The following is a 15,619-nucleotide window of genomic DNA, read 5'->3' as shown; positions in this document are numbered from 1 at the left end:
TGCCGCACATTCTGGAAGCCGCCCAAAGACACTCCCCCGGACCCGGGACGAGAGGATGTGGTGATTTCAAGATCATGCCTCGAAAGCAGGCATGTCCGGGATGAAGACCACCAGAGAACAAGATCTTATCGCGCGTGGTCTCGATCATCTTGATCGCGACGCGCTTTGGCAAAGGCTAAAATGCAGATGCCGGCTACTCAACCCCCCAGCGAAATCGCGTATAACGGCCCTATGAAGATTCTCGTCATAGAAGATGATCGCGAGGCTGCGGATTATCTGCAGAAAGCCTTCGCCGAGGCTGGTCATACCGCCCACGTCGCCGGCGACGGCGAAACCGGTTTCGCGCTTGCCGATGCCGGTGACTATGACGTGATGGTCATCGATCGGATGATGCCGCGCCGCGACGGCCTGTCGGTCATTGCCGGCCTTCGCTCCCGGGGCAACACCACGCCGGTGCTGATCCTGTCGGCGCTGGGCGAGGTCGATGACCGGGTCACCGGGCTGCGCGCCGGCGGCGACGATTATCTGACCAAACCTTATGCGTTCTCCGAGCTTTTGGCCCGCGTCGAGGTGTTGAACCGGCGCGCCAGCGCCAAGGAGGCTGAAACCGTCTACCGGGTTGGCGACCTCGAACTCGACAGGCTGTCGCATTCGGTCCGCCGTGCGGCGCGCGAGATCACGCTGCAGCCGCGCGAGTTCCGCTTGCTCGAATATCTGATGCGCCATGCCGGCCAGGTGGTGACGCGCACCATGCTGCTCGAGAATGTCTGGGACTACCATTTCGATCCGCAGACCAACGTCATTGATGTCCACGTCTCGCGGCTGCGCGGCAAGATTGAAAAAGGCTTCGACAAACCGATCCTGCATACGGTTCGCGGCGCCGGCTACATGCTGAAGGGCGGCTAGGCGGCAGCATGGCGCTTTCCGTGCCCGCCATCATGAGGACGACGGCAGCGCGGCTCTCGGCGCTCTACCTTCTGCTCTTCGCGCTCTGCGCCGTGCTGCTTGTCTTCTACATGACCTCGCTGTCGGCGCGCATGCTGACGTCGCAGACGCAGGAGACCATCAACGACGAAGTGCTCGGTCTTGCCCGGGCCTATCAGCGCGGTGGCCTGCCGGTTCTGGTCAGGGTGGTGGAGGCTCGATCGCGCCAGCCAGGCGCCAATCTCTATCTGATCGCCGACGCCAATGGCCAGATCCTGACCGGCAACGTGCAGAGCCTCGAACCGGGGGTGATCGACACCGAGGGCTGGACGACCGAGCCGTTCTCCTACAAACGCTTCGGAGAAGGTGAGCTTGACCGCCTGCGCGGCGGATCGACCGACCAGGCGACACCTCCCACAACCGGTGACAACGCGGCGCAGCAGGCCGAAGGCGCGCAGGGCCACAACGCCATTGCGCTGGTGCTGCGGCTGCCCAACCAGATGATCATGCTGGTCGGCCGCGACCTTGGCGAACCGGAGCGTTTCCGCGCCGTCATCCGCCGTGCGCTGACGCTGGCGCTTGGCATGATGGGCCTGGGCGGCATCCTGATCTGGTTCTTTGTCGGCCGCGCCGCGCTCAAGCGCATCGACAGCGTTTCGGAGGCAAGCCGCCGCATCATGGGCGGTGACCTGTCAGGCCGGCTGCCGGTGACCGGCGCCGGTGACGAGTTCGACCGGCTTTCGGAAAACCTCAATTCCATGCTGGCTAGGATCGCGACGCTCAACGAAGGCCTGAAGCAGGTTTCCGACAACATCGCGCATGATCTGAAGACGCCGCTGACCCGGCTGCGCAACCGGGCCGAAGCGACACTTTCCGGCAAGCACAAGCCCGCCGATTATCGCCAGGCGCTGGAAGGCACCATCGCCGAGTCCGACCAGCTGATAAAGACTTTCAACGCCATCCTGATGATCTCCCGCCTGGAGGCCGGATATTCGTCCGAACACACCAACCGTGTCGATCTGGCGGCGGCGGTGCGTGATGTCGTCGAACTCTACGAGCCGGTGGCGGAAGAGGCCGGCGTTTCGCTCGAAGCCGAAACGAACAGCGCTTTTCTCGTCGACGGCAACCGCGAGCTGATCGGCCAGGCGCTGTCCAACATCGTCGACAATGCGATCAAATATTCGACCGACTCCACGTCCAAGCCGGTGGTTCGTGTCACGCTCGAGCGCACGCATGGTGAAATCCGGCTCGGCGTCGCCGATAACGGCCAGGGCATTCCGGACGATGCCGATCGCGCCCGGGCGACCGAACGTTTCGTGCGGCTGGAGAAGAGCCGTTCGCAGCCCGGTTCCGGCCTTGGCCTCAGCCTCGCCAAGGCTGTCATGACTTTCCATTATGGGCGGCTTGATCTCCTGCCTGGCAATCCGGGACTATCCGTGGTCATGAGTTTCCCAGCACGGGAGGATCACTGATGGCTGCGGTCGCGAAACGGACGGTCACGGACTGGCTGCTGAAACCGGCGGTTGGGCTTGCCCCTCTCGATGATGGCCAGGCGCGACAGGAATTGGCCGACATTGCCACGGCGGCACGCGAAGAAGGGCTGGCAAGGTTGGCCAAATTCCTGGCCGCCAAGGGGGAGGGGCAGGATTTCCTGGCTGCTGTCTTCGACCTCTCGCCGTTTTTGCGCGACACGGCGCGCCGTCGGCCGCGGATACTGGATGCTCTTTTCGAGCAGACGGTCGAGGCTCGCCTGAAAGCGATCACCGCCGCGATCGACCAGGCGCCACTGGCTGAGACGGTTTCCGAATCCAACCTGATGATGGAGCTGCGCCAGTGCAAGGCCGAGGCGCATTTCCTGATCGCGCTGGCTGATCTCGCCGGTGAGGCGGAAACGTCGCTGACAGTGCGGCGGCTGAGCGATCTTGCCGACGCCTGCACCCGTGCGGCCGTCGATTTCCTGCTGCGCGACGCGCATGGCCAGGGCAAGCTCAAACTGCTTGATCTGGACAACCCTTCGCGGCAATCGGGCTGGATCCTGCTCGGCATGGGCAAGCTCGGCGCGCATGAGCTGAATTTCTCCTCCGACATCGATCTTGTCGTCTTCTTCGATCCGGAAGCGCCCGCCATCGTCGATCCTCTCGACGCCACCGAGCTGTTTTCGCGGTTGACGCGACGGCTGGTGCGCATCCTGCAGGACCGCACCGAGCACGGCTATGTCTTCCGGACCGATCTGAGGCTGCGTCCCGATCCCGGTTCGACCCCGCTGGCGATCCCCGTTGAGGCGGCACTGCGCTACTACGAAGCGCGCGGCCAGAACTGGGAACGTGCGGCGATGATCAAGGCGCGTCCGGTGGCCGGCGATCTGGCGGCGGGCGCCGCCTTTCTGAAGGAGCTGCAGCCCTACATCTGGCGCAAGTACATGGACTACGCGGCGATTGCCGATGTCCACTCGATCAAGCGCCAGATCCATGCTCACAAGGGGCATGGCGAGATCGCCGTGAAGGGGCACAACGTCAAGCTCGGCCGTGGCGGCATCCGCGAAATCGAGTTCTTCGTCCAGACCCAGCAGCTCATCGCCGGCGGCCGCTTCCCGGAACTGCGCGGCCGCGAAACCGTGCCGATGCTCGGCCAGCTTGCCGCACGCGGCTGGATCACATCAGATGCGCGTGATGCGCTCGCCAGCCAATACTGGTTCCTGCGCCGTGTCGAACACGCCATCCAGATGGTGGCCGACGAGCAGACGCATACGCTGCCGGAAGACGATGAGGGACTTGAGCGGATCGCCCATATGCTGGGCTTTGCCGATGCGGCTGCCTTTTCCCTGGCATTCCGCGCCTCGCTGCAGCAGGTCGAACGCCACTATGCGGCGCTGTTCGAAACGGCACCCGAGCTTTCGGCGGGCATTGGCAATCTCGTCTTCACCGGCGATGTCGACGACCCCGACACGCTGCAGACCTTGCACGGTCTTGGCTTCCAGCGGCCGAGCGACATCTGCCGTGTCATCCGCGGCTGGCACTTCGGGCGCTACCGCGTCACCCAGTCGGCGGAAGCCCGCGAGCGGCTGACGGAGTTGACGCCGGCCTTGCTCAAGGCTTTCGGCCAGACGCGCCGCGCAGACGAAGCCTTGATCCGTTTCGACGAATTCCTTGCCGGCCTGCCTGCCGGCATCCAGCTGTTTTCGCTGCTGCAGTCCAACCCGGCACTGCTCAAGCTGATGGCGACGATCATGGGCGCGGCGCCTCGGCTGGCGGCGATCATCACGCGCCGGCCGCATGTGTTCGACGGCCTGCTCGACCCCGCTCTTCTCAGCGAACTGCCTGACCGCGCCTATCTTTCGGCACGTCTTTCCGCCTTCCTGGAAGGTGACAGGGTCTATGAGGAGGTGCTCGACCGGTTGCGCATCTTTGCCTCGGAGCAAAAGTTCCTGATCGGGGTGCGGCTGCTCGCCGGTTCAATCGATCCGGCCCGGGCCGGCCGTGCCTTTTCCGATCTCGCCGATCTCACCATCGAGGCTGCCTTGCAGGCGGTGACCGCCGAATTCGCGGTGCGCCACGGCTCGATCGCCGGCGGCGTGGTTTCGCTGCTCGGCATGGGCAAGCTCGGCAGCCGCGAATTGACCGCGGGGTCGGATGTCGACCTCATCCTGCTCTACGACCATGACGCGAACGCCGAGGATTCCGACGGCGACAAGCCGCTGGCGCCTTCCCACTATTACACGCGCATGACGCAGCGGCTGATCTCGGCGGTATCGGCGCCGACGGCGGAAGGGGTGCTCTACGAACTCGACCTGCGGCTGCGGCCGTCCGGCAACAAGGGGCCGGTCGCCACCCATATCGATGCCTTCAAGAAATACCAGCGCCAGGAGGCCTGGACCTGGGAGCACATGGCGCTGTCGCGGGCGCGCGCCATTGGTGGCGACGCCAGCCTCTGCGCCGAGGTCGAAGCGGAAGTTGCCGCGGTCCTTGGCCAGCCGCGCGACGCGGCAAAGGTGAAGACCGAGGCCGCGGACATGCGCGCCATGATCGAGAAGGAAAAGCCGGCGCGTGACCTCTGGGACATCAAGCTGATCCCCGGCGGGCTGATCGACCTCGAATTCATTGCCCAAGTGGCTGTCATCACCGGGCAGGTCGAGGCCGGGCCGCGTGTCACCGGTACGGCCGAGATTTTGTCCCGCCTCGCCCCTGGCTTCGCCGATGCCGGCATCAGGCAGGAGCTTGCTGCCGCCTTCGCACTTTATCTGGCGCTGACCCAGATGACCCGGCTTTGTCTCACCGGACCGTTCGAGCGCGACGACGTTCCGCCAGGGCTTTCGGATCTGCTGCTGGCGGTCACCGACCTGCCGGATTTCGGTGTGCTGGAAGCACACCTCAAGGAGACGTCGCAGAAGGTCAGGAAGGACTTTGACCTTTTGCTTCGTGCCGGGCGACCGTGAAATAGCTGTCGAAGCATCGGACCCAAAAGTGGAAACCGGTTTTGGGAGGATCCGATGCTCGAAGAGATGGAGCGGCAACAGGATCGAAGATCCGCCGCTCTCGCATCGGGGGTGACGATGCAACAGGAGAAGACCATGAGAAAGTCAACCAAGCTTGCCCTTGCCTTCGCAGCACTTGCCGGCGCCGTCGGCACCACCGCCTATGCCGAAAACAATGCCAGCGCGAAAATGCGCGACGGCATGATGGCCCGCCTCGACAAGGCGATGAGCGATTCAGACGGTGCCATCACCTTCGACCAGTTCTCCGACGCCATGAACGCGCGGCTGAAGAAGCTCGTTGCCGCCAATGGCGGCAAGCTGACCGTCGCCCAACTCGCCGACGCGCTGGAGAAGGCGCGCTTCGAGCGCATGGCCAAGCGCATCATCGCCCGCTACGACACCAGGGGCGACGGCACGCTGACCACGGATGACATCACCGGTCGCGAGAAGAAAGTGTTCGCCGTGCTCGACAAGAACAATGACGGCAAGATCGAGAAGAGCGAACTGCCGAAGGGCGGGCGTTTTGGCCATCACCGCCAATCGGATGACGACGGCAGCGTCCAATAAGATTGTTTGATCCAGGCTCCAGCGTATCGCTCGGAGCCTGCCGCTCAAGCTGCGGCCTTCACCGCCGCCGGCGCCTTCTTCACCGGAATGCGCACCGACACGATCGTGCCGACGCCTTCGGTCGAACGGATCTTCAGCGCGCCGCCCTGGAGCTCGGCCAGCGAGCGCGAGATGGCGAGGCCAAGGCCTGATCCGGCATGGTTCTTGGAGAACTGGTTCTGCACCTGTTCGAAAGGCCGTCCTAGCTTGCCGAGCGCCTCCTTCGGGATGCCGCAGCCATTGTCCTCGATGGTCAGCACCAGGGCGCCCGACGTGTTGCGGGCCCTGACCGATATGTGGCCGCCCTGGCCGGTGAACTTCACCGCGTTGGACAGGAGGTTGATGACAATCTGCTTGATCGCGCGGCGATCGGCGAACAAGGTCAGCGCGTCGGCGATGCGTGTTTCCACGGTGATCGCCTTTTGCGCGGCCTGCAGCGAGACGACGCGCACCGTCTCGCTGATCAGCGGCCCGAGGTCGATCTGTTCCTGGTCGAGCGAGAACTGGCCGGCCTCGATCTTGGACATGTCGAGAATGTCGTTGATGACGCCGAGCAGATACTTGCCGCTGCTGTTGATGTCGGTGGCGTACTCCTCGTAGCGCTCCGATCCCAGCGGGCCGAACAGCCCCTGTTCCATCAATTCGGAGAAGCCGATGATGGCGTTCAGAGGTGTACGCAATTCATGCGACATGTTGGCCAGGAATTCGGATTTGGCCCGGTTCGCCGCTTCGGCGCGCTCGGTTTCCTTCATGTATTTGCGGTTGAGGTCGACCAGTTCGCGAGACCGTTCCTCTTCGGCTCGGCGGGCGAGGCTGAGATCATGGATCGTCGCCATCAGCCGGCGTTCGCTGTCGACCAGCTTCTCCTGATGCAGCTTGATCTGGGTGATGTCGGAGCCGACGGAGACGATGCCGCCATCCCTGGTCTTGAGTTCGTTGACCTGCAGCCAGCGGCCGTCGGACAGCTGCCTCTCGAAAGTGGCGCCGCCTTGCGGACCATTGGTGTTGGCAAGCCTGCGCTCGGAAGCAAAAGCCAGCATCCGCTCTTCCAGGGAAGCGCGCGTCACGCCTGGCATCACGTCGCGATCCGAGAGGCCGTTGTCCTGCTGGTATTTGGAGTTGCACATGATCAGCCGCTGCGTCGAATCCCACAGCACGAAGGATTCGTTGATGTTCTCGATCGCGGTCCTGAGGCGAAGGTCGGCCGCCTCGGACCGCAGCGCCAGATGGCGCTGCTCTGTGACGTCGACGGCAATGCCGATCAGCTGGATTTCGGGTGCTTCCGGATCCATGACCTGTGCGCGAGCGCGCATCCACACCCATTGGCCATCGGCATGCCGCATCCGGAACACCTGGTCGATGTGGTCGATCTCGCGGGCGACAATTCTGTTGGCGAGTTCGAACAGGTCGCCGTCCTCGGGATGGATGATCTCGTCAACCTCGCCGAAGGACAGCATCGTCTCGCAGGGCTCGTAGCCCAGCATGTCGTACATCGAGCGCGACCAGTACATCTTGCCGCGCACCATGTCCCAGTCCCACAGGCCGCAGCGGCCGCGGACCAGCGCCATGTCGATGCGCTGGTGCGCTTCGAGGTAGATGCGGTCGGCGGCCTGTGCGCGCGCCGCCTGTCCGAAATAGGCATAGAGGATGATGATCAGCACGCCGGCCGTCAGCACGAACAGGGTGACGTTGAGCGAGACGGTCTTGCGCCATGTGTCGAAGACCGCTTCCTGCGGCACCAGAGCCGCCGCGGCTCCCTTCCGATCCTTGGCGACGCTGACGGCGGCATACCAGTCCTGGCCGCCGATGTTGACTTCCATGACGCCGGCGCGGTCGCCGAACATGAACAGCGGCTGGCCGCCCTGGACGAGGCCGTCGAGCGAATGGCCTTGCCAGGGGATCGAGCGGGGCGTCACCGCGGTGATCTTGAAGGCGCTGTCGGTGATGACGAGCACATGGCTGCGGCCCATCGCGCCCTGACGGCTGGTGGTCTCCAGCAGGTCCTGGACGGCGCCGGGCAGGGTATCCGAGGTGGTGGCAAGCGAACTGGCCAGTTGGCCCGCCGCCAGCGTCAGGATCGCCTTGGCATCACGCTCGACGTCGTCGCGCCCGTTCATCAGCGACAGCACGCGCAGCGCCGCGATGACAAGCAGGAAGATGATGATGAGGGCCGGTATCGACCGGCGCAGCAGCGGTTCGGCGGCCAGAAGCCGCTTGTAGGCCGGTTCGGCGATAAGCCGCGTATTCCCGGCAAGGCCGTCGCCGCGCGTCTCGCGACGCGCAAAAGCCATCCCACCGGGCGCGCCCCACGCGTCCGCCTTCGCCATAAATGGCACTCCCCGAATTTGCCTATGCTGCTTTGTGATCCGGCAAACGCCGCACTTCCGAATCGTCAGTAAAGAATCAAAGGTGATTCGCCTTGTCCAGTGGTTCGGCGAAAAAAGATTAAAAATCGACTAAAATAATCGGCTTTGGACGTGCGGAGCCTCGGCCCTCTCCCGCACGGGAGAAGGCCGAGGGTATCTAGGCCAGCGTGCGCTCGACAATATCGCGCAGATCCGCCGACAGGTTTTCAGCATTGGCGATCGAAAGCAGGGCTTCCCTGGCCTTGGCCTGCCGGCCCGGTTCGAGCGAACGCCATGATCGCAGTGCCGTCGCCAGCCTTGCCGCCACTTGCGGATTGCGCTTTTCGACCTCGAGCACCGTTTGCGCGAAGAACCGGTAGCCTTCGCCGTCGGGGCGATGGAAACCGGTCTGGTTTGCACTGGAGAATGTACCGATCAGCGAGCGTACCCGATTTGGATTTGCCATCGAGAAGCCTGCATGAGCAGTCAGGGCACGAACCGTGTCGACAGCCTGCGGCCCTGGCACGCTGGCCTGAATCTGGAACCATTTGTCCATGACCAGCGGGTCGGACGCATAGGTCTTTTCGAAAGCCGCCAGCGCTTTGTTCGCCTCCGGCGACCCATGGTGACGATGCGCGAGCACGGCAAGCGCGGCCGCGCGGTCGGTCATGTTGGTGGCGGACTGGAAATGTCCGGCGGCAAGTGCCGCACCTCCCGGCAGCAGCGAGAGATAGTCCAGAAGGACGTTGCGTAGGGCGCGTCGTCCGGCGCTTGTTGCATCTGGGCTGAACACGGCCTTGTCCGCGAGGCGATCATACAGTTGCGCGAAGGGTTCCCGGTTCGCCGTGGCTATCGCCAGCGCAAGGGCCTGTCGGGCCGTGTGGATGGCGTCGGGATCGATGTTCTTGCCGATGTCGCGGGCGATGTCGGCATCGCCAGGCAGCGTCAGCGCCAGCGCCCGGTAGGCGGGCTCCAGCGCCTCGTCGCCGGCGATGCGGCCGGCAAGCTCGGTCAGCCGGGGCGTGAAGTCAGGCCGCTTGCCGCCAAGGATCTCGCGGAAGGCAGCGATCAGCGCATCGGTGAGGAGCGTATTGAAGGCTTGCCAGCGCGAGAAGGCGTCGCTGTCATGGCGGGCAAGGAAGAACTGATCGTCGGCCTTCTGCTCGACAGACAGCGTCACCGGCGCCGAAAAGCCGCGGTTGAGCGACACGGCCGGACGTTCGGCAACGCCTGAAAAGCGCACCATATGGCGGCGCTTGCGGACATGGATGACGCCGTCCTCGACGCTGGCGCCCTCGACCCCGCTGTACTCGACAGGCTTGCCGCCAGCGCCGATCAGGCCAAAGGCGAGCGGTATATGCATCAGCCGCTTGCGGCTTTCGGAGGGGGTGGGCGGCACCGACTGCTCGATCTCGAGCGTGAACTCCCGCGCGGCCGGATTGTGCGTCGAACTGACCGTCAGGTTGGGTGTGCCCGCCTGATGATACCAGAGCGCGAACTGCGACAGGTCGCGGCCCGACGCATCCTCGAACACCTTGATGAAATCCTCGATCGTGGCCGCTTCGCCGTCATGCCGTTCGAAATAGAGGTCCATGCCGGCGCGAAAGGCTTCCGTCCCGAGGATGGTGCGGATCATGCGCACCACCTCGGAGCCCTTTTCGTAGACCGTCGCCGTATAGAAATTGTTGATCTCGCGGTAGCGGCGCGGCCGCACCGGGTGCGCCAGCGGACCCTGGTCCTCGGGAAACTGGTGCGCCCTCAACGTGCGCACTTCGGCGATGCGCTTGACCGCGCGCGAGCGCTGGTCGGCGGAGAATTCGTGGTCGCGGAAAACCGTCAGCCCTTCCTTCAGGCAAAGCTGGAACCAGTCTCGGCAAGTGATTCTGTTGCCTGTCCAATTGTGGAAATACTCATGCGCGATGATCGCCTCGATATTGGCGAAATCGGCGTCCGTCGCGGTCTCCTGATCGGCCAGCACATATTTGTCGTTGAAGATGTTGAGGCCCTTGTTCTCCATCGCGCCCATGTTGAAGTCGGACACGGCGACGATGTTGAAGACGTCGAGGTCGTATTCGCGACCGAATGCCTCCTCGTCCCATTGCATCGACCGCTTCAGCGCGTCCATCGCGTAGCCGGCGAGCTTCTCCTTGCCGGGCTCGACATAGATGCCGAGTTCGACCTTGCGGCCGGACGCGGTGACGAAACTGTCGGCGACCTGGCCGAGATTGCCGGCCACCAGCGCGAACAGATAGGATGGCTTGGGGAAGGGGTCGTACCATCCGGCATAGTGCCAGCCGTCGCCGAGATCGCCCTTGTCGACCGGATTGCCGTTGGACAGGAGCAGCGCCGCCTCGTCGCGCCGAGCCTCGATCCGCACGGTGTAGACGGACAGGATATCGGGCCGATCGAGGAAGTAGGTGATGCGGCGGAAGCCCTCGGCCTCGCATTGCGTGCAATAGACGTTGTTCGAGCGATAGAGACCCATCAGGGCTTCGTTGCCGGCCGGCGCCAGTTCGGTTTCGATGAGCAGCTGGAAGCGGCGCGTGGCCGGCGGTTCGAGAATGGTGAGTTGGTCAGGTGTCACCAGCAAGTCAGCCGGTCTTGCCTTCTTGCCGTCGATCTCGATGCGCTTGAGTATCAGCCCGTCGCCGTCCAGCACCAATGGTGCCGACGCGGATACGCCATCGCGGCGTTCGATCGTCAGCGTTGCGGTGACGATCGTGGCCTCAGCCGAAAGGCGGAAGGTGAGATTGGTCTGCGGAATGAGATAGTTATTGGGGCGATAGTCTTCGAGCTTGAAGACCTGGCCGGTGTCCGTGCGCATTCCGTTGGTTTTCCTGTCGATTGCGTTGGAAGCGGACAGTTCCCGCTGGTCCAAGAAATTTGAAGTCCGCGCTCTTTACACGAAACGATCCCTCGACAAAACTCAACCGATGCCTATTTCAGGCGTTCATTCTCCACATCATCACGAGGCAGCCATGACCGTCGTCACACCGAAATTCGGCATGGGCGCTTCCGTGCTGCGGCGCGAGGATGGGGCATTCATCCAGGGACAGGGCCGCTATACCGATGATATCAAGCCGGCCGGCGTCGTGCATGGCTATGTCCTGCGCTCGCCGGTCGCCAAGGCAAGCTTCAGGATCGGTTCGACGGAAGCGGCAAGGCAGGCACCCGGCGTCCATCTGGTGCTGACTGCCAAGGATCTCGCTCATCTTGGCGATCTGAAGTCCGGTGTCATGCAGGTACAGCCGGACGGCACCAAGGCGCCGACGCGCGACATTCCGATCCTGTGCCGGGACCGCGTCAACTATGTCGGCGATGCCGTTGCTTTTGTGGTCGCCGACAGCCGTTCCCTGGCGCAGGATGCCGCCGAACTGATCGATGTCGATTACGATGGCGAGGACGCTGCTTCAGGCACGGCGACGGCACTTGCCGAAGGCACGCCGCTGGTCTGGCCGGAACTCGGCTCCAACCGCGCCTTCACCTACCACATGGGCGACAAGGCGAAGACAAAGGCGGCCTTCGCCAGGGCGGCTCATGTCACCCGCATCGAGTTCGTCAACAACCGGCTGGTCTGCAACTACATGGAGCCGCGCTCGGCTATAGGCGAATGGAATGTCGAGGAAAACCGCTTCGTGCTGACCACCGGGTCGCAGGGCGTGCATTCCATGCAGTACATCCTGGCCAGCCTGTTCAAGATCAAGAAGGACCAACTGCGCGTCATCACGCCCGATGTCGGCGGCGGGTTCGGGCCGAAAAGCTTCGTCTACCGGGAATATCCATTGGTGCTCGAGGCCGCGAAACGGCTCGGCCGCCCGGTGAAATGGGCCGGCGACCGGACCGAACATTTCCTCACGGACGCGCAAGGCCGTGACAACGCCGTTACGGCTGAAATGGCCATGGACAAGGATGGCCGCTTCCTCGGTATGAAGGTCGCGCTGCTCGCCAATATCGGCGCCTATGTCTCGCAATACGGCCCGTTCATTCCGTATATCGGCGTCACCATGTCGACCGGCGTCTATGACATCCAGGCGCTCGATGTCTCGGTGACCGGCCTCTACACCAACACGTGCCCGGTCGACGCCTATCGCGGCGCCGGCCGGCCCGAAGCGGCGTTCTTGCTGGAAAAGCTGGTCGATGCCTGCGCCCATGATCTCGGCCTGCCTGTCGACGAAATCCGCCGTCGCAACTTCATCCGGCCCGAGCAATTCCCCTATCGCACGCAGACTGGCCGCCTGTACGACAATGGTGAATTCGAAGGCCATATGGACCGCGCCATCGAACGGTCTGAGTGGAAGACGTTTGCGCAGCGGCTGAAGCAGTCGAAGACCGCCGGGAGGATCCGCGGCATCGGCATGGCGACCTATATCGAGGCTTGCGCCTTCCCCGGCTCCGAACCGGCCTTTGTCGAGCTCAATGGCGACGGCACGGTGACGCTCAAGATCGGCACCCAGACGAACGGGCAGGGGCATGCAACCGCCTATGCGCAGTTCCTGTCGGAAAAGCTCAATCTCGACATCGACAAGATCCATGTCCGCCAGGGCGACACCGACGAATTGAAGGCCGGCGGCGGTACCGGGGGCTCACGGTCCATTCCATTGGGGGGCGTATCGGCTTCCCGCGCGGGCGAGGACCTGGCCAACAAGATCAAGCGCATCGCGGCGGACGAGCTGGAAGCCTCGGCCGGCGATATCGAGCTGGCCGATGGGGTTGCCCGCATCGTCGGTACCGACCGTACGATCGATTTTTCCAGCATCGCCAAGGCCGCGAAAAATCCTGATGATCTCAAGGGTTTCGGCGAGTTCGTCCAGGACGAATGCACTTATCCGAACGGCACCCATATCTGCGAGGTCGAGATCGACCCCGACACCGGCATAACCGACATCGTGCGTTACACGATCGTCGACGATTTCGGTGTTACCGTGAATCCGATCCTGCTCGCCGGCCAGGTGCATGGCGGCGTCGTGCAAGGCATCGGCCAGGCGCTGACCGAGGAAACCATTTATGGCGAGGACGGCCAGTTGCTGACGGCGAGCTTCATGGACTATGCCATGCCGCGCGCCGACAATTTTCCGTTCTTCCATTTCGAGACCCGCAACGTGCCATCGACCACCAATGCGCTCGGCATCAAGGGCGCGGGCGAGGCCGGCACGATCGGTTCGACGCCGGCCGCGCTCAACGCGGTGACCGACGCGCTGTGGCGTGCCTACGGCATCCGGCATATCGAGATGCCGGCGACGCCGGCGCGCATCTGGGCCACGATCAGGGGTGCATCGCCAACGTGACATCAGGGGCGGGGGCGGAACCAGGAACGACGGGCGGCCACGGTACGCTGAGGGGCATCGCGCTCAAGATCGTCTCGGTGGCGGTTTTTGTCGGCATGCAAACCTGCATCAAGGCGGCCGGCGACGTGCCGGCCGGGCAGATCGTTTTCTTCCGCTCCTTCTTCGCCATCTTCCCGATCATTGCCTTCCTGGCATTGAAAGGGCATCTGGCGACGGCATTCGTCACGAAACGTCCCTTCAACCACGTTGCGCGCGGCATCGTCGGCGTCGGTGCCATGGGACTTGGCTTTTTCGCGCTCACCAGGTTGCCGCTGCCGGAGGCGATCACCCTGAACTATGCGCAGCCGCTGCTGGTCGTGGTGTTTTCTTCGGTCTTCCTTGGCGAGACGATCCGCGTCTATCGCTGGAGCGCTGTCGCCGTCGGCCTCGTTGGCGTGCTCATCATCTCCTGGCCGGAACTGACCCTGCTCAATTCAGATGAAGCGCTCGACGACCAGGAGGTCCTGGGCGTCATGGCCGCGCTGGTGGCCGCCGCGATCTCGGCTGTCGCCATGCTGCTTGTGCGCAATCTCGTGCAGACGGAGAAGACGGCGACCATCGTTTTGTGGTTCTCGTCGACCGCGAGCGTGCTCTCGCTGCTGACGCTGCCTTTCGGCTGGCAATCGCTGACGCCAGCGCAAGCCGCGCTGCTCATCATGGCCGGCTTCTGCGGCGGCCTCGGCCAGATCCTGATGACCTCGGCCTATCGCCATGCCGAGGCGTCGGTGGTGGCACCGTTCGAATACACCTCGATGATCCTCGGCGTCGTCGTCGGCTATTTCGTTTTCGGCGACGTGACCTCGCTCAGCACGCTGGTCGGCGGCCTAATTGTCGTCGCGGCCGGCATCTTCATCATCTGGCGCGAACGGCAACTGGGCCTGGAACGCAGGCGAACGCGCAAGGCGACGTTGCCTCAGGGCTGATCAGGACCGCTCAGCGCGTTCCTTCGCCAGCCGCACCAGCACGGCGCGTGTCTGCTCATCCGCCGGGAAGAAGGATTCGATCGCCAGTTCCGACAAGCTCACGTCGAGCGGTGTGCCGAACACGGTGATGGTGCTGATGAACGACAGCACCTGATCGCCATGGGCAAGCCTGAGCGGATGCACGATGGCGTTCGGTTCGACGGATGCCGGCCGGCCGCCTTTGAGGCCGGAAGGATAACCGCGCAACTCGCGCTCCAGTTCGACCAGCACCGGGTCGCCTGTCGCATCGTTCTGGTGCTTGAGACGCTCCAGCAGATGCGTGCGCCATTCCTGGAGGTTGACGATGCGCGGTGCGATGCCGCCGGGGTGCAGGGAAAGGCGAAGCACATTGACCGGGGACGTCAGCAAGGAAGCCTCGCTGACATCGACAAGGAACGGAGCGATCGCGGCATTGGCCGAAACCAGGTTCCAGTGCCGGTCGACGGCCAGTGCCGGAAACGGTTCATGGCCCTTGAGCACGGCCTCGACCGCCGCCATCGCCGGCGCCAGCGTCGTGTCGGTGAGCGGTCGTTCGCTGAAGCTCGGCGCAAAGCCCGCGGCCAGCAGCAATTGATTGCGTTGCCGCAGCGGGATTGAAAGCTGCTCGGCCAGGTGCAGCACCATATCGCGCGAGGGCGCGGCGCGTCCGCTCTCGACAAAACTCAGATGCCGCTGCGAAATCTCGGCCTCCATGGCGAGGTCGAGTTGGCTCATGCGGCGTCGCGTGCGCCATTCGCGGATGAGACTGCCGGCGGAAGTTTGGGGTGTGGTCATGAGGGATGAGTAGGGCGGCGAGGGGCGGAGTTCAATTACCTTGGAGGTTATGGCGCGGTTCTTCCCTTCTCCCCTTGTGGGAGAAGGTGGCCTCGCGAAGCGAGGTCGGATGAGGGGTGCTCCAGGGAACACCGACGTCTCACTCCGCTGGAACACCCCTCATCCGTCTCGGCGCTGCGCGCCGATCCACCTTCTCCCACAAGGGGAGAAGGG

General features: G+C 63.7%; 9 protein-coding genes. 6 read left to right on the top strand and 3 right to left on the bottom strand.

Going from position 1 to position 15,619, the window contains the following annotated elements; genetic code table 11:
- Positions 1 to 231 precede the first annotated feature (231 nt).
- From MesoLj_RS27515 to MesoLj_RS27500, 4 genes are all read left to right on the top strand, one after another.
- A complete protein-coding gene (locus MesoLj_RS27515; protein WP_027041628.1) occupies positions 232 to 906 on the top strand; it encodes a response regulator transcription factor in 675 nt (224 codons plus the stop codon).
- Positions 907 to 914: 8 nt separating this feature from the next.
- Positions 915 to 2,396, top strand: a complete 1,482-nt coding sequence (locus tag MesoLj_RS27510) for a sensor histidine kinase (RefSeq protein ID WP_202323236.1) — start codon at positions 915 to 917, stop codon at positions 2,394 to 2,396.
- Positions 2,396 to 5,356 (top strand): bifunctional [glutamine synthetase] adenylyltransferase/[glutamine synthetase]-adenylyl-L-tyrosine phosphorylase, encoded by a 2,961-nt coding sequence (locus MesoLj_RS27505; protein ID WP_202323235.1) that lies wholly within the window; start codon positions 2,396 to 2,398, stop codon positions 5,354 to 5,356. The genes MesoLj_RS27510 and MesoLj_RS27505 overlap by 1 nt, the downstream gene beginning before the upstream one ends.
- Positions 5,357 to 5,491: 135 nt before the next feature.
- Positions 5,492 to 5,962, top strand: a complete 471-nt coding sequence (locus tag MesoLj_RS27500; RefSeq protein ID WP_202323234.1) for a hypothetical protein — start codon at positions 5,492 to 5,494, stop codon at positions 5,960 to 5,962.
- A gap of 44 nt (positions 5,963 to 6,006) precedes the next feature.
- Here the strand turns inward: MesoLj_RS27500 and MesoLj_RS27495 are convergent, their stop codons facing one another.
- Positions 6,007 to 8,328, bottom strand: a complete 2,322-nt coding sequence (locus MesoLj_RS27495; protein WP_202323233.1) for a PAS domain-containing sensor histidine kinase — start codon at positions 8,326 to 8,328, stop codon at positions 6,007 to 6,009.
- A 196-nt stretch (positions 8,329 to 8,524) separates the two neighbouring features.
- Positions 8,525 to 11,170 carry an aminopeptidase N gene (pepN, locus tag MesoLj_RS27490; RefSeq protein WP_202323232.1) on the bottom strand — a complete coding sequence of 882 codons (2,646 nt, stop codon included), beginning with the start codon at positions 11,168 to 11,170 and terminating at the stop codon, positions 8,525 to 8,527.
- Between the two features lie 154 nt (positions 11,171 to 11,324).
- Here pepN and MesoLj_RS27485 point away from each other — a divergent pair, with 154 nt between their 5' ends.
- Together MesoLj_RS27485 and MesoLj_RS27480 are read left to right on the top strand one after the other, a co-directional pair.
- The gene (locus MesoLj_RS27485) at positions 11,325 to 13,631 is read left to right on the top strand and encodes a xanthine dehydrogenase family protein molybdopterin-binding subunit (RefSeq protein WP_202323231.1); all 2,307 of its coding nucleotides are present in this window, start codon (positions 11,325 to 11,327) and stop codon (positions 13,629 to 13,631) included.
- Positions 13,628 to 14,593, top strand: a complete 966-nt coding sequence (locus tag MesoLj_RS27480; protein ID WP_202323230.1) for a DMT family transporter — start codon at positions 13,628 to 13,630, stop codon at positions 14,591 to 14,593. Before MesoLj_RS27485 ends, MesoLj_RS27480 begins: the two co-directional genes overlap by 4 nt.
- Here the strand turns inward: MesoLj_RS27480 and MesoLj_RS27475 are convergent, their stop codons facing one another.
- Positions 14,594 to 15,406: a helix-turn-helix domain-containing protein gene (locus MesoLj_RS27475; RefSeq protein WP_202323229.1), complete on the bottom strand. Its 813-nt coding sequence runs from the start codon at positions 15,404 to 15,406 to the stop codon at positions 14,594 to 14,596. It abuts the gene before it with no gap.
- Positions 15,407 to 15,619 lie beyond the last annotated feature (213 nt).

It is taken from the genome of Mesorhizobium sp. 113-3-9 (genome assembly GCF_016756515.1).
GTDB lineage: Bacteria > Pseudomonadota > Alphaproteobacteria > Rhizobiales > Rhizobiaceae > Mesorhizobium.
Note: the sequence above shows the minus strand (reverse complement) of the source record. Positions and strands in the feature narration are given on the sequence as shown.

Coding starts and splice junctions, on each gene's coding strand:
- MesoLj_RS27515 (WP_027041628.1), top strand. CDS start 232: ATGAAGATTCTCGTCATAGAAGATGATCGCGAGGCTGCGGATTATCTG.
- MesoLj_RS27510 (WP_202323236.1), top strand. CDS start 915: ATGGCGCTTTCCGTGCCCGCCATCATGAGGACGACGGCAGCGCGGCTC.
- MesoLj_RS27505 (WP_202323235.1), top strand. CDS start 2,396: ATGGCTGCGGTCGCGAAACGGACGGTCACGGACTGGCTGCTGAAACCG.
- MesoLj_RS27500 (WP_202323234.1), top strand. CDS start 5,492: ATGAGAAAGTCAACCAAGCTTGCCCTTGCCTTCGCAGCACTTGCCGGC.
- MesoLj_RS27495 (WP_202323233.1), bottom strand. CDS start 8,328: ATGGCGAAGGCGGACGCGTGGGGCGCGCCCGGTGGGATGGCTTTTGCG.
- pepN (WP_202323232.1), bottom strand. CDS start 11,170: ATGCGCACGGACACCGGCCAGGTCTTCAAGCTCGAAGACTATCGCCCC.
- MesoLj_RS27485 (WP_202323231.1), top strand. CDS start 11,325: ATGACCGTCGTCACACCGAAATTCGGCATGGGCGCTTCCGTGCTGCGG.
- MesoLj_RS27475 (WP_202323229.1), bottom strand. CDS start 15,406: ATGACCACACCCCAAACTTCCGCCGGCAGTCTCATCCGCGAATGGCGC.